General features: G+C 68.5%; 20 protein-coding genes. 4 read left to right on the top strand and 16 right to left on the bottom strand.

Annotated elements, in window-relative coordinates; genetic code table 11:
• Positions 1–4: 4 nt before the first annotated feature.
• The 13 genes from ABFX50_RS14395 to ABFX50_RS14335 form a co-directional block, all read right to left on the bottom strand.
• Positions 5–931: an ABC transporter ATP-binding protein gene (locus ABFX50_RS14395; protein WP_346146633.1), complete on the bottom strand. Its 927-nt coding sequence runs from the start codon at positions 929–931 to the stop codon at positions 5–7.
• Positions 928–1,326: a GntR family transcriptional regulator gene (locus ABFX50_RS14390; RefSeq protein WP_221241438.1), complete on the bottom strand. Its 399-nt coding sequence runs from the start codon at positions 1,324–1,326 to the stop codon at positions 928–930. Before ABFX50_RS14390 ends, ABFX50_RS14395 begins: the two co-directional genes overlap by 4 nt.
• 135 nt (positions 1,327–1,461) lie before the next feature.
• The gene (locus ABFX50_RS14385; RefSeq protein ID WP_346146632.1) at positions 1,462–1,929 is read right to left on the bottom strand and encodes a cupin domain-containing protein; all 468 of its coding nucleotides are present in this window, start codon (positions 1,927–1,929) and stop codon (positions 1,462–1,464) included.
• A gap of 147 nt (positions 1,930–2,076) precedes the next feature.
• Positions 2,077–2,388 (bottom strand): gas vesicle protein K, encoded by a 312-nt coding sequence (locus tag ABFX50_RS14380; RefSeq protein ID WP_183659390.1) that lies wholly within the window; start codon positions 2,386–2,388, stop codon positions 2,077–2,079.
• 6 nt (positions 2,389–2,394) lie between these two features.
• Entirely contained in the window at positions 2,395–2,622 is a 228-nt protein-coding gene (locus ABFX50_RS14375) for a gas vesicle protein (RefSeq protein WP_183659392.1), read from the bottom strand.
• Entirely contained in the window at positions 2,612–3,397 is a 786-nt protein-coding gene (locus ABFX50_RS14370; RefSeq protein ID WP_346146629.1) for a GvpL/GvpF family gas vesicle protein, read from the bottom strand. Before ABFX50_RS14370 ends, ABFX50_RS14375 begins: the two co-directional genes overlap by 11 nt.
• Complete coding sequence (gene gvpJ, locus ABFX50_RS14365; RefSeq protein WP_379505817.1) at positions 3,394–3,750, bottom strand: gas vesicle protein GvpJ; 357 nt, start codon at positions 3,748–3,750, stop codon at positions 3,394–3,396. Before gvpJ (ABFX50_RS14365) ends, ABFX50_RS14370 begins: the two co-directional genes overlap by 4 nt.
• A gap of 1 nt (position 3,751) precedes the next feature.
• Positions 3,752–4,090: a gas vesicle protein GvpO gene (gene gvpO / locus ABFX50_RS14360; protein WP_346146627.1), complete on the bottom strand. Its 339-nt coding sequence runs from the start codon at positions 4,088–4,090 to the stop codon at positions 3,752–3,754.
• Between the two features lie 4 nt (positions 4,091–4,094).
• Complete coding sequence (locus ABFX50_RS14355; protein ID WP_346146625.1) at positions 4,095–4,352, bottom strand: gas vesicle protein GvpG; 258 nt, start codon at positions 4,350–4,352, stop codon at positions 4,095–4,097.
• Positions 4,343–5,155, bottom strand: coding sequence for a GvpL/GvpF family gas vesicle protein (locus ABFX50_RS14350; RefSeq protein ID WP_346146623.1), 813 nt, complete (start codon positions 5,153–5,155; stop codon positions 4,343–4,345). Before ABFX50_RS14350 ends, ABFX50_RS14355 begins: the two co-directional genes overlap by 10 nt.
• 1 nt (position 5,156) lies before the next feature.
• Positions 5,157–5,597, bottom strand: coding sequence for a gas vesicle protein GvpJ (gene gvpJ, locus ABFX50_RS51320; RefSeq protein ID WP_428834692.1), 441 nt, complete (start codon positions 5,595–5,597; stop codon positions 5,157–5,159).
• 34 nt (positions 5,598–5,631) lie between these two features.
• On the bottom strand, positions 5,632–6,819 hold the full coding sequence (locus ABFX50_RS14340) for an SRPBCC family protein (RefSeq protein ID WP_346146621.1): 1,188 nt from the start codon (positions 6,817–6,819) through the stop codon (positions 5,632–5,634).
• Positions 6,820–6,953: 134 nt separating this feature from the next.
• The gene (locus ABFX50_RS14335; RefSeq protein WP_346146619.1) at positions 6,954–7,400 is read right to left on the bottom strand and encodes a hypothetical protein; all 447 of its coding nucleotides are present in this window, start codon (positions 7,398–7,400) and stop codon (positions 6,954–6,956) included.
• A 404-nt stretch (positions 7,401–7,804) separates the two neighbouring features.
• Here ABFX50_RS14335 and ABFX50_RS14330 point away from each other — a divergent pair, with 404 nt between their 5' ends.
• Positions 7,805–8,554, top strand: coding sequence for a hypothetical protein (locus tag ABFX50_RS14330; RefSeq protein WP_346146617.1), 750 nt, complete (start codon positions 7,805–7,807; stop codon positions 8,552–8,554).
• A gap of 112 nt (positions 8,555–8,666) precedes the next feature.
• A complete protein-coding gene (locus ABFX50_RS14325) occupies positions 8,667–9,032 on the top strand; it encodes a hypothetical protein (RefSeq protein WP_346146615.1) in 366 nt (121 codons plus the stop codon).
• A 208-nt stretch (positions 9,033–9,240) separates the two neighbouring features.
• Here ABFX50_RS14325 and ABFX50_RS14320 read toward each other — a convergent pair whose 3' ends face one another.
• Entirely contained in the window at positions 9,241–9,885 is a 645-nt protein-coding gene (locus ABFX50_RS14320; RefSeq protein ID WP_346147066.1) for a DNA alkylation repair protein, read from the bottom strand.
• A gap of 577 nt (positions 9,886–10,462) precedes the next feature.
• Complete coding sequence (locus tag ABFX50_RS14315) at positions 10,463–10,795, bottom strand: hypothetical protein (protein WP_346146613.1); 333 nt, start codon at positions 10,793–10,795, stop codon at positions 10,463–10,465.
• A gap of 223 nt (positions 10,796–11,018) precedes the next feature.
• Between ABFX50_RS14315 and ABFX50_RS14310 the strand changes: the two genes are divergently transcribed.
• Positions 11,019–11,405: a hypothetical protein gene (locus tag ABFX50_RS14310; RefSeq protein WP_346146612.1), complete on the top strand. Its 387-nt coding sequence runs from the start codon at positions 11,019–11,021 to the stop codon at positions 11,403–11,405.
• Between the two features lie 145 nt (positions 11,406–11,550).
• Here the strand turns inward: ABFX50_RS14310 and ABFX50_RS14305 are convergent, their stop codons facing one another.
• Entirely contained in the window at positions 11,551–11,736 is a 186-nt protein-coding gene (locus ABFX50_RS14305) for a hypothetical protein (protein WP_346146610.1), read from the bottom strand.
• Positions 11,737–12,128: 392 nt separating this feature from the next.
• Here ABFX50_RS14305 and ABFX50_RS14300 point away from each other — a divergent pair, with 392 nt between their 5' ends.
• Complete coding sequence (locus ABFX50_RS14300) at positions 12,129–12,293, top strand: hypothetical protein (protein WP_346146609.1); 165 nt, start codon at positions 12,129–12,131, stop codon at positions 12,291–12,293.
• The last annotated feature ends 566 nt before the right edge of the window (positions 12,294–12,859 follow it).

The raw sequence follows: 12,859 nt of genomic DNA, 5'->3' as shown, positions 1-12,859 counted from the left end.
GTGATCAGGAACGGGTCAGGGTCGGGCGGGGCAGCACGGCGGCGTCGGGGCGGCGCAGGTAGGCCAGCACCAGTTCCTCCAGACCCACCCCGCGGGCCTCCCATCGCGGGTCGAGCAGCGGCGCTCCCGTACCGGTGCGGGCCAGCAGGGCCGCGTGCCGTTCGGTACGGCTGTCGCTGATCACCGGCATCCTGGCCGCCATCCCGTCGGCGAGCCCGACGGGACCGGACAGCAGGTGGTGGGTGGAGAGCAGCTCGTCGATCTCGCCGCTGACCTGCACCTGACCGCGATTGAGCACCACCAGCCAGTCGCAGGTGTCGTTCAGGTCGGACACCACGTGGGAGGAGAGCACGACGGTCATCCGGGTCTCGGCGACCGCCGTCATCAAGGAGCGCATGATGTCGTGCCTGGCCACCGGATCGAGGTTGGCCAGGGGCTCGTCCATGACCAGCAGGTCAGGTCGCTTGGCCACGGCGACGGTCAGGGCGACCTGCGCCTGCTGGCCTCCCGAGAGCCTGCCGACCTTGCGGCGCAACGGAATGTCGAGCTCCGCCAGCCGCTGCCGGGCCAGGGCGTCGTCCCACCCGGGGTTGAGCCGCCGTCCGAAGCGGAGCATCTCGGCGACGGTGAAGCCGTCGTAGAGGGGTTTGTCCTGAGCGAGGAACGCCACCCGCGCGAGGGCCGCCGCCCGTTGCCCGACCGGTTCGCCGAAGACGCGCACGCTCCCGTGAGTGGCCTCGATCAGGCCGACGGCCAGACGCAGGAACGTGGACTTGCCCGCGCCGTTCGGTCCGACCAGCGCGACCACCCGGCCCGCGGGGATGGACAGCGAGCAGTCGCGTAACGCCCAGGTGCCCCGGTACCGCTTGGCCAGCCCTGTGGCCTCCAGGGCGGTCCCGCCCTGCGGGGGCGCGGTGAACTCACCTGTCATGCGATGTCCTCCCGGAGGGAATCGGTGAGCACGGAGGTGAACAGCGCCTGCATGTCCTCGTGGTCGAGGCCCGCCTCGCGGCAGCCGCGCACCCATCGGGCGAGATCGCGGCGGTGCGCGGTGTGGTCGGCCGTGACCCCGCCGCCCAGGGACCGCTGCACGAACGTGCCGAGCCCGGGCCGGCCGGCGACCAGGCCCTCACGCTCCAGCTCGCGGTAGGCCTTGGCCACCGTGTTCGGATTGATCGCGAGGTCGGCGACGACCTCTTTGATCGTCGGAAGCTGATCGCCCGGCATGAGCACGCCCAGCCGCAGCGCCTGTTTGACCTGATGCACGAGCTGGAGGTAGGTCGCCACACCAGAGCCCGGATCGAGGCGAAGGTTGATCACCACCATACCCTTTCACTATTAGAATAGTAAAAGGGTATGAGCGTGAGCGATCTTCGTCAACCTGGCGCGGATGATCGACCGTGGTGCGGGGCCGCAGGTGGATCACCGTCGACAGGGCCTACGGCACGGCCTGCCCCTCGTTCAGGCAGGTGGCCTCATCTGCACGCCGTACTTGCCGGCTGCCGCGATGAGCCTGTCCACATCGGGCGGCGAGTCGGACGGAGGCGGCAGTTCCCGCGACGGCGCCCGCTCGCCCACCTCGGCGAAGAATTCGTCGAGCCCGCCGGGCAGGTACACGAACAGCACGCGGGCCGTGCTGGTGGGCTCGAAGGTCTCCAGCGTGCCTTCGGGAATGTAGACGAAGGTGTCAGGGCCTGCCTCCACCGACTCTTCGCCGATCTGCAGGCGCACCGTCCCCTCCAGGACATAGGCGATCTCGCCGCCCGCGTGCGTGTGCAGGGGCGGGCCCGACCCCGGAGGGAGGGTCATGTGCATGACCGTGACGCTGCCGTTCGTTTCGCTGCTTGCCGCTTTGACCTCGTAGAGGCCGCCGAGTACCCAGAAGGCGTCACCTTCGCCCGGCTTGCGCACGACTACCTTGTTCGCCATCGCCAGCCCCCTTTGTCCAGCTATCCCCTCTCTCCACCTGACCAGGCAAAACGCGTCCCCGTCAAGGTGTGGACCCCTCACTTTGCCTGAGCGCCTGCCTTCCAGATGAGAGGGGTTACTCATGCCTGGGGGCGAGGGGCAGGTGCTTCAGTCCCTCGGCAGCAGGGTCCCGAGCGGTCCGAGGTCGAGGTTCAGGTCGGCTGGAGACAGGTCGAACCGCTCACACAGCTCGGTCATGGCCTCTTCCAGCCGCATCAGCGTCAGGCCGAGCGTCTCGATCTGCTCGTCGGTCAGGTCTCCCTGCTCCATCCGCCGCACGCACTGGCGCTCCACCAGCTGGCGGACGAGCTCGACGAGGGTGAGCACCAGCCGGGAGAGGTCACGCTCCATGGCCTCGGTGTCGGTCTCGATGCGCAGCCTGCTCGGCCGCGTGCTTCTCGGTGGTTCGAGGGCGTCCATGGCGTCTCACCTCCTGATGCCGTCGCCGATCGTGTCGCCGTCCCGCACGGACGTGATCAACGCCCGTACGGAGATCCGTACGAGGTCGATGTCCGCGATCGACAGCACGAGATCGCCGCTCACGACGACCCCGCCGGCCAGCAGCCGATCCAGGAGGTCGACGAGGGCCACCCGTTCCGAGGGAAGGCGGCCCTCCCTGGCCAGTGCGGCGCCGCGTGGTTCCTCAATCGTCATCGGTCACCCCCGGTTCGTCGGGCTCTGCCAGCTCCGCGAAGGAATAGGGCGCCCAAGGGCCGGTGAGCTCGATGTCGACGCCCTCTCCACGCAGCCCCTCTGCCAGGCGGGCGAACTCTTCGGCGCGGGAGAGGTCGACGAGGTAGGCGCCGTTGAGGATCATGAGCTCCTTCCTGCCCGACAGCTCGGGGTCCTGCGCTCTGTGACGGTGGCTCGCGCTCGCGAAGGACGAGAGGACGTCATGGATCTGCTCCGCACGTGAGGCGGCCTGACGCCATGCCTCCTCGCGTCCGCGCAGGCTCGCCTGGCGTCGCTTGAGGTATGCCGCTCCTGGGCCTCCCCCTTCGGCGCGCTCCTCGACCGGAGGCGCGCCGGCGAGGTCCATGTAGACCTTGACCCCCCATTCCTGGCGGTCGGTGATGCGGGAGAGCACCTCGACGAAGTCGTCATGTCTCCGGCTCAGCAGGTTCCTGACGTGATCGTCATCGGTGTAGACGGTGACGAGCCGGACCGGCGCGGTAGGGCTCCCCTCGGCGACCGCTTCCACGACGGCGTGGTGAGCCCTGGCTGTGTCACCGAGCCAGTCGAGATCCTCCATCGACCTCTGCAGCGGCTGGGAGCCGAACTGATCCAGGGGGACGGTGCTCACATAGGCGACGAGACCGGCATGGGTGATCGCCCGCACGGGCGTGCCGCCGACACCCGCCAGGCCCTCGGCTCGATTGCGGCCGACGCCACGCGTGACCGCGTACAGGTAGGTCCCCGTGTCATTCATTCCTCGTCCGATCGTTCCGCCTCCAGAGATTGGCGCTCCTCCATCGCCGACAGCCGGGCGCGAAGCCTGCGGTTCTCCTCCAGCAGGCCACGGTTGTCGCCCGTGAGCCACGGATCGTGCTCCCACCAGTCGATGCCCATCTCTCTGGCGGTGTCGACCGAGGCGATCACCAGCCGCAGCTTGATCGTCAGCAGTTCGATGTCGAGGAGGTTCACCCGGATGTCTCCCGCGATCACCACTCCTCTGTCGAGAACCCTCTCCAGGATGTCGCCGAGGTTGGCGGGCTCACGGCCTGCCGTCGCGGGCGACGAGGACTGGCGTACGGCAGGCATGGGGCGTGAGGCGTCGGTCATCTCACGACCTCTCGTAGGGATTGTCGCTGCTGCTGCGCCTGTAACGGCCCTTCCTGCGGTAGGACATCAGGTTGCCCTCCGCGTCAAGATCGGCCTCGTACAGCGCCAGGACGTCCCCAGAGGAGGGGATGCGACGATCCTCGACCACCTCGACCACCACCACCCATCCGTCTTCCGTGGGTTCCACGAGCGTGACGCCCTCCGCCTCCCTGGCGGTCAGGTCGATGACGTGGCGCAGTCCCACCTCGCCGGCGGTGGCGGCGGTGAGAGCGCGGGGGCGACGCTCGCGAGGTCTGTCGCCCTGCTCCTCCGGACGTACGACCCTGCGCTTGGCAGGCACGAGGTCACCTCCTTTCCGTGTCACCCACAGGGCCGGCGGGTTGGCCGGTCATCCGCTGAAGAATCAGATTCATGGCCTCCTCCGCCTCCTCCTCGGACATCACGCCTGTCGCTCTCGCCGTCTCGATCTCTTCCAGCTCCCGCCTCACCACGGCCGGGTCCCGCAACTGACGCTCGGCCTCGTCCTGTATCAACTCCGCCAGCCTGATCAGGCCCTTGAGGGGAGCGAGCGGCAGGCCCAGGAGGGAAGTGATCAGTCCCATCCCTCATCACCCTGTCTCGTCATGACGAAGTCGTACGCCGCCAGCGGTCCGAGCAGGCGCAGTGCGATCCGGTCGGCCCATCGCCGGCCGAGTTCCTCCATCACCTGCTCCAGCTCGGCCTGCCTGCTCGTGTCGATGAGCAGGGCCACATGGACGGCGTCCTGCTCGTGCGAAGGCTGGCGCACGACCGACAGCAGGCTGAGCTGATCGACCTGTTCGATCAGCTCAGCGGTGTCTGCTTCTCTCTTGGCCGTGATCGCCTCATTGATCATCTCGCCGAGCTGGATGCGCTCGTTCCTGGTGGCGTCCTCGGGCAGATCGCGGATCTCGTCACGCAGCCGGGCGGCCTCGGGGTTCTCCTCGAGAATCTCCATGAACACCGCGTCCTCGATGTATCGCCCCTTGACCACGTACTGGGCGCGCCCTTCCAGCTCCTCGAGAGCGGCGACGAATTCGTCGTGGTTCGGGCGGAGAAACTCCTCGACCACCGCGTCGTCGTCGGTGATCACCGCCCCGAAGCGGAGGGGCAGCACGGGCACCTCCGCCGCGGCCGCGTCAAGCAGCTCTTCGTGCGCGAGCAGATCGTGGGGCGTGCCGAGCGGGCGATCGAGACTGATGTCGCTCACCAGAGCGGCGATCCTGCCGTGCTGCAGGGACCGCACCTGGGTGGGCGGATCACCCACACCACGAGCCTCCGCGTCGACCTCGATCTCCGCCGGCACGACGCCGTAGACATAGCACCCGGTGGTCTGTTCCTCCGGCACACTCTCCGAGGTGGCGGAGGTCTCAGTCGATCGGACCATGTCAGCCCTCCTCCGGTCGCTCCGTTCGGCGGAGTTTCTTTCGGCGCCCGTCGTCCCGTTCGTCGGTGAGGTCGCCGAGCCTCTCGCCGGCGCTCTCCAGCGAACCCTGGATGACGGTCTTGGGCTTCTGCAGCTTCTGGGGCTCCGGGGGCTCCGGGGGCGCCTGGTCGTCGCCCTTCACGCTCTGCACGAGCTCCGGCAGCCCCGGCTTGCTCTTGTCCGTGAGATCCAACCGGTTCACCGCCTCGGCGAAGCGCAGATAGGTGTCCACGCTGGCCACGGTGATCCGCGCGTCGATGCTCAGGAGCTCGATGCCGACCAGTGAGATCCCGACGTAGGCGTCGATGACGAGCCCCTTGTCGAGGATCGAGTCGATGACATCCGCCAGACCGGACCCGCTGCGACGTTCAGCCGCCCCGCCTCCCGCGGGCTGTACCGTCATGCCTTGCCTCTCCTTGCTGTTGACTCTCGGCTCGTCACTTGCGCGTAGCGCTCGCCCTCCTCCGGGTGGGGCGGGCAGGCGGCTCCTCGGTTTCTTCCGCCTCCTGCGTGCGCCGCCGCCGTACTGGGCGTGCCGCGCCCGGCCTCTTCGGCCGCTCCCTGGCGACCACGGGCTGTGGCTCCTCTTCTTCTTCCTCCTCTTCTTCCTCTTCCTCTACGGCTTGGGGCTCTTCCTCCTCCTCTTCTTCTTCTTCCTCCTCCGGCTCCTCCTCTTCCTCCTCCTCCTCTTCCGCTTCCTCTACGTCCTGGGGCCCTTCCTCCTCTTCCTCCTCTTCCTCCTCTTCTTCCTCTTCCTCTTCCTCTACGTCCTGGGGCCCTTTCTCCTCTTCCTCCTCCTCCTCTTCGCCCTCCTCCACGTCCTGGGGCTCCTCTTCCTCGGTCAGCTGGTCCTCCTCCTCGGAAGGCTGTTCGGTCTCTTCTTCCTCCTCCTGCTCCTCCGTGAGGGCCGTCTCGTGATCCTTGGTGACCTTGCCCTCGTGTATCTCTCCGCGCCAGCCGTCGGCGGTCGCCTCGTCGAGGTTCAGCAACGTCTGCGTCATGACATGACGCGCGAAGTGCTTGAGCTCCAGACGGGCTCGCCTTCCCTGCAGACGCCCGAGGTTGCCGACCCGTTCGAACAGGCCCTGCGGGTGGTACTCCAGCACCAGCACCACGCGGGTGAGGTCGGGAGTGAGGGCATGGAAGGTCACCGCGCCGTCGACGTGCCCCTTGGCTCCCTTGGAGCTCCAGACGATCCGTTGGTCTGGCACCTGTTCCAGGATCGTGGACTCCCAGGTGCGATGAGACCAGACGATCTGCGCCTTCCACGAGAGCTTCTCGTCGGATTGCTGGTCGACGTTCTCCACCTTCTTCATGAAGGAGGGGAAGTCCCTGAACTGGGTCCACTGGTTGTAGACGGCCCGCACGGGAGCGCCGACATCGATCACTTCGACGATGTTGGTCACGCGCAGCTTGGCGCCCTTCTTGCCACCCTGTCCTCCGTCCTTCTTGCCGAAAAGGCCGCCGACCACGCTGCCGGCAAGGCCGGCCACGCCCTTGACGGTGTCCGCCACCTTCCCGAGCCCTGAGCCGCCGGACTCCTCGTCCGACTGATCCGCCCCCGTGATGGCGCTCAGCAGACCTGTGCCGCCGCCTTCAGCGACGTCGGTCAGCCGCCCTGTCATCGCCTCGACCTTGTTCGTCGCCGAGAGCAGCGCGCGTTCGGCGACGGCCTGGAGAAGACCCTGCAGTTCCTGGGTGAGCTTGTCCGTCGGCAGTTCCTTGGTGACCTCGTCAGTGGCCGGGGCCTTGGGCATGTTCATCGCGATCCCCTCGTCGTTTTTGCGACGGGTCGCGCAGGACGCTCACGCCGGGTTCTCGCCGCCGCCTTGGGCGGTTCCTTCTTCGGCGGTTCCTTCTTCGGTGGCGCCTTCTTCGGTGGTGCCTTGGGAGGCTCCTCCTCGTGGGCCTCGTCCGCGAACACGTCGTCTTCGTAGGTCTCCTCTTCCTCCGGGGAGGAGGCGGCGCCTGGCTGGCGGAGGGACTCGGTGCGATCGAGAAGTCGCGAGCTCAGAGCCTGGATCTGCCTACTGGTCGCGGCCACAGCGGCCGCCTTCCCCGCCTCCATCAACTCGCCGCGCAGGCTCTTGGTCAGCTCCTGCAGCTCCGGCGAGGAACCGATCAACTTGGTTCCCTGCTGCAGGAGGCCACCTTCGCCCCGTTTGATACGGCTCGCCAGTCCGGCGGCCGCCAGCGCTGTCGCCACCCGCAGCTTGTGACGCCGTCCTAGGTAGTACCCGGCTGCGACTGCCATTGCTATTCGAGCTCGATCGTTCATGATGCGCCCTCGCCGTTCCTGTGCCGACCTCGACCACCACTCCGGCCTTCGCCGGGAGTCGCGATCCCGTCCCGCGAGTCCTTGAACCCGCTCACCCCTTCCCCTTAAAACGGATAAAGAAGCGTGTATCGGAAAAACGGGCACAAACTTGACGTTGTGGACTTGGGGGGCGGCGGCCCGCCGCGGCGAGCGGTGCTCTCGCTTCGCGTCCACGGGGGAAGAACAACCCTTCGGGTTCGTGCGCGCATCGCGGGGTAGCAGGGCAGGAGGAGACTCAAGGCTGAGGCGACGCCGTTTTTCGCGGCGCCTGCCGCGTGTGGCGAGGGGGAGGCGTGCTTGGACACCCGGCGACCGTACTGAACGCCGGGCTCGCGGCGGCCTTCGGCGCGGCGGCGTGGGTACGTCACGGGCGACCGCTGCACCCCGACGGGCTGGTCCTCAACGCCGCCCTCAGCCTGCACGGGACGCCCCAGCCCAGAGGGGTCGCCTTCCTGGACGAGCCGGCCGAACTTCGAGGAGTCGCACGGCTGTCCCGCTCCCTCGGCCTGCCCGCTCCGCTCCCTGACGTCCTGGGGCTGGCCCTGCGATGGCCGCAGCCCGTGGCCGGCGCCACCGCAGCCCGGCTCACCTCGGATCTGCTGCTGGCCACCACCGGTCACACCGTGGCTGGCCGCCGCCTGCTGCGGCCCGCGACGAGGTGGGCGCCGGGCATGTACGGCTCCCTGTTCGCGTTCGCGACCGGCAGCGGCACGGTCCTGCTCGGCGCGGTCGCCCGACGATCCTGGTCGTTGCCCGCGAACTTCGACGCACTCGCCCGCTCCGTCGAGCAGCGACCGCTGCTGTTCGATCTCGTGGTGGCATCGCCGTCCGGCCCATGGGAGCGCTTCGGCGTACTCCGACTCGAAGGCCCGGCTCAGCAGGACCTCGCCGAGCCCATGCGGTTCAATCCGATCAGGCGTCCGATCCCCGGCCTGAACCCCGCCGCCTGGCACCGCCGGCTGCGCGAACCGGCCTATGTGGCCGCGCAGCGAACACCCCACCGCACCGGCGTCCAACTCCACACCCGGGCAGGCGGGCGCTGAGCGGGTCGCTGCCCCGATCGTCAGGCACCCCGCCTGGCATCTCCTCCAGAGTCTCTGGCGGGACGTGCGTTCTCCTCGCAAGGTGGGCGACGGCCGTACTGCGGGTGATCCCATGGGGGGACCCACCTCTGCCCCGTTCGGGACGGCCTCGCCGTCCCCCACCCCGACCGCGCTGACCCCGACCGCGCTGACCTCGACGGTCAGCCCGACCCCGACCCCGACCGTCTCCACCCCGGCGGTGCGCAAGCCTCGGCTGCCCCGAGTGAAACCCCCACAGCGCCCCGAGCCGAAGCCCACCGCGACCAAGCGCCGTCCGCCTCCCGCTCCCGCACGCACACGCCGGCCGCCGGCTCCGGCACGGATCGTGCACCCAGGCTCGTTCTGCTCACCGCCCGGGGCCGTCGGCCGCACGAGAAGCGGCACCCGCATGGTGTGCGGCTCGCGCGGCGGCGACAGGGCCCGGTGGCGCAGCGGGTGACCGTGACCCCGCGTGAGCCCGGCACACGATGGCGGGCGGCCAGGCCACCGCCGCGCGGGCCGGGGCGTCGCCGATTATGAGCTTCCGTCGGCAGCGTTCCGCCGTCCTACTCCCAGTGGTCGCCGACCGTGCCGCACTCTCCCGACCAGATCACCCAGTTGAACTCCTTCGTACGGCAGCGGCGGCACGAGCGTGAGCGCGAAGCTTTCTACTTACCGTGCTGTCTGCGTACCATCTCGGTGATCCAGATGGGCGCGAACGGAGATGTGCAGCCGGGGGGAGTCGGATAGTCCTTGAGGACCTGCAGGCGCTCACCGATGTCGATCGCGCGGGCGCGGTGCTCGGCGCGCTCGATCCCGATCTGGGCCAGGCAGTGGTTCATCGCCCACTGCAGGCGAGCCGGGGCGTCTTTCATCTCCGCCTCGACGAGGTCGAGCAGTCCCGCGAGGTCGAGGCCCTCGGGCTTCTTCGCCACGCGTTCGGTGGTCAGCGCCCAGCCGGCGCTCGCGACCACTGGATCCGGATCGGCGGACCAGGCCAGGCGCAGGCCTTCGGCGTGCGGGTTCTTCTTGACCACGTAGTTCACGAGCCAGTCGTGCACCTTGGGTGTGCGCGCCTCGCGCAACATGACGTCCAACTCGTCACGCTCGAACGCCTTCGGGCGGCAGATCAGGATCGCCAGCAGCCTCGCCGCGGTGTCATCCGTCCCCCAGAGCCGGCATGCGAGTTCCTGCTGGGTCTTCAGCCGTTTGGCGAGCGCGCGCAGCTTGCTGAGGTTCACACCGTGATCGTCACCGTGTCTCTCGTTCACCTCGCGTATCTTCGGGTCCTCGAGCTCGGCCAGCTCGGCCATCACCTCGGCCACCGTCGTCTCGGTCAGCGTCGTCTCGGCCACCCCAGCCTCCTGTCCATCGCGTAGGAGTCAGCCTAGGACGGTAGCCGGCCTCCTGCCATGCACGCCGGTTCGGCGGCAACCACCGACACGAGATTCCGCGCCTTCGCCACGTGCAGCAGTTCACCGACCCTTGGTGACGGAAGTCGGCAGCTGGTAGGTCACAGGTCCCGACTGCGGGTGGATGTGCCTGGCTACCAGCCCGGCCAGCCGCTCGACATGGACGGCGTCACCGAAGGCATCATCAGGAGGGCCAACGCCCTCAAGACGGCTGGTGGCGGCGTCGGCCTGACCGCGTCTTACCGGCTGCCGTTCCCGCACGAGCTGCTCATCAACGACTCGTCGTCGGGTACGGAGGGCACCCGGGCGTGGTCCTCGCCGCGGACCAGTCCCGTCTGCCCGCCAACCCCTCCACCGGGCAGCGGAACATCGTCGCGTCCGGCGGCTGGTGCGCGCCGTCGCAGACGGTGTCTGGCTGGCCATTCTCTAGGAGGAGCGTCATGGTCGAAATCTATTTCCGCCGCGCCGGAGTCCTCGGCTACTGGCAGGGGCCCGAGGAATCCGGCTTCCTCCTACCGGAGGGCACCACCCGCTCGAGAAGGCCGACTACGATGCCCAGCTCGCCGCGCTGAAGGAGCAGCACGCGGCCTACGTCGAGCAGTTGCGGGCCGCCGACCGCGAGGGCGCCATGGCGGACCTGGTCGCGGTGCGGCAGCTCGGCGTGCCCGAGGCCACCGCGTGTCGGCTGGCCGGCTGGGACGTCGACCGGTTCGGCGAGCCGGACGATCCGCCAGAACAAGACCGAGCAGCGGAAGCCGGTGACGAGAGGGCGGGCCTGGGACCTGACGTACGGGATGCGTCCCAGGCTCACTTCGTCCCGCCGTCCGGCTGCACTACGGGGATCTCGGCAGTCGGCACCAACCTGGAGAGGGCGGTTCGCGAGTTGATGTTCCTTTAGTCGTCGCTTGCTCAGCGCAGAAGGCGCTCAGGCAGTCGCTTCCGCACGCCCACGCAAGCCGACGTCAAGCACCGTGCAAACAGCCACATATAGAAACGCTCCTGACAAGAAACGGAATTACACCCCAGGAGCACCAATGTTCGGCCTCATCATCAGCGTCGCCGTCACCGCCATCGTCTTAGTCGTGATGGGCGTCGTCTTCCTGCCTGTCATCAAGAACATGCAGGCGGGCAAGCGCATCCTGCATACCGGAGTGCCCGCCCAGGCCATGATCGAGCACCTTGGCGAGACCGGCATCACGGTCAACGACCAGCCCATGGTCGAGTTCGGCCTCCGCGTCCGGCACGCGGACGGCCGCGAGTACGTCGTCACCCACCGGCAGATCCTGCCGCGCCTGATGATGGGCATGGTCTCCATCGGCGCCGTGGTCCCCGTCAAGGTGGACGTGGCCCAGCCGGAGAAGGTCGTCATCGACTGGTCGGCCGCGCGCCCCGCCCACTCTCCCGTCTGGCCGAAGGGCTGATCGGTCCTGCGACCGGAGAGCCCGCCGGCGCCACCGGCTCGGGCGGGAAACCACCCTTCTGGCCGCGTTCCGGCCGCCATCCCGGTGCAGCGCTGACCTCCCCGATGCCCGGCGCGGACCGCAGAAACGTCCGTCAGGCGCTCAACTACGTGTGGACCGAGGCAGTCAACGCCCGGACCACCACCACCAGTGAGCCGGACGAGCTGTGCCTGAAGTATCTGTCGTGGGCGGTCGAAGCCGCCACGCACCTGCGCAGCCAGGTCAGCAGTCGCGACATCGACCGGCTCGTCCTCACCCGCCGGTACTGGGCGCTGCAGCGCGTGATCTCCACGGCACCGCACCTCCATGGGAAGCAGGCAGTCCATATTGCGCAACTGGTTCGGATGGAACTCGAGGAGCGCGCGGCGGACCTGAAGCGGGCCATCGACAATTTCGAGGACCGCGTTCAGCGGTGGAGCAACCTGGCGGTCTACGTGGTCGCCGACACCAGCTTCTACATCCGTCCGCGTCGACGGCGGATGCTGGCCGGAGTGCGCGGATCTGACGGCGCCGCTCGACGACGTCGACGGGCATGCCTTCGCCGTCACCTACACGCGCGGCCTGCCGCTGGACGAGGCGGCGATGCACGCCTACTCCACCTACGCGTGCGAGTTGCCGAACGCCTGCAACGGCGACGACTGCTGCCGCCTGCCCGAGCGGGTGACCACCGTCACCCGGTAGGGCGTGAGCGTGGGCTTCGTCGACCCGATGACGTTCCTGGAGGAGGGCCGGACCGGGATCACCGAAGTCGGCCAGTGGCTCGCCGCCGTCAACCCGTACCGGCTGCGGCAGCGTTCCCGCGTCCTGTCGCCGGACCGGCCGCGCCTGCGGAGGACGTCGTGGCCGTGAACATCGACCGGACCGCCTACGGCCTGGCGGAGGAGCTGCTCGCCTAGCCCGTGCAACGGGCTGGACCTGGACGACGCCCGCCACGCGTGGATCGATGGGAACCGGCTGCTGGCGGCAAGCTGGGGTTGCTGCTCGGGCCGGGTGAGGATCCGTGCACGGAGCCGGTGCTGTTGCGGGCGGCGTACGGGCTGGGCTGGTACCGGCTGGACGTCGAACGGCGGAGCGGCGTGGGTCGGGGCGACACCCTGGTTGTGTGCGGGAAAGGCCGAAGCCCCGGGATTCGTATTCGAATCCCGGGGCTTTCGTTTTGTGCGGCCGCTATTCGCGCAGCTCAGGTCGAGCTGCCCCCGACCGTTCTGCTGTCAGCCCATGTGCGGGTAGCGGTGGTCCGTCGGCGGCTCGATCGTCAAACCACCATATAGCTGCGACGTGCCCGTACGCTGGCGTGGGACCGGCGGCGGGCCGTGTTCGTCCGGTGTGGGGACATTGCCCGACTGGCCTCCTGTTGGCTGTGGTCGTATTCTCGGCGCCAGGTCGGCGGGAATGTCTCCCCTATATGAGGTGCT

The sequence above is a fragment of the Nonomuraea recticatena genome, from assembly GCF_039533245.1.
Classification (GTDB): domain Bacteria; phylum Actinomycetota; class Actinomycetes; order Streptosporangiales; family Streptosporangiaceae; genus Nonomuraea; species Nonomuraea roseola.
This window is presented reverse-complemented; position numbering and strand designations above follow the sequence as displayed.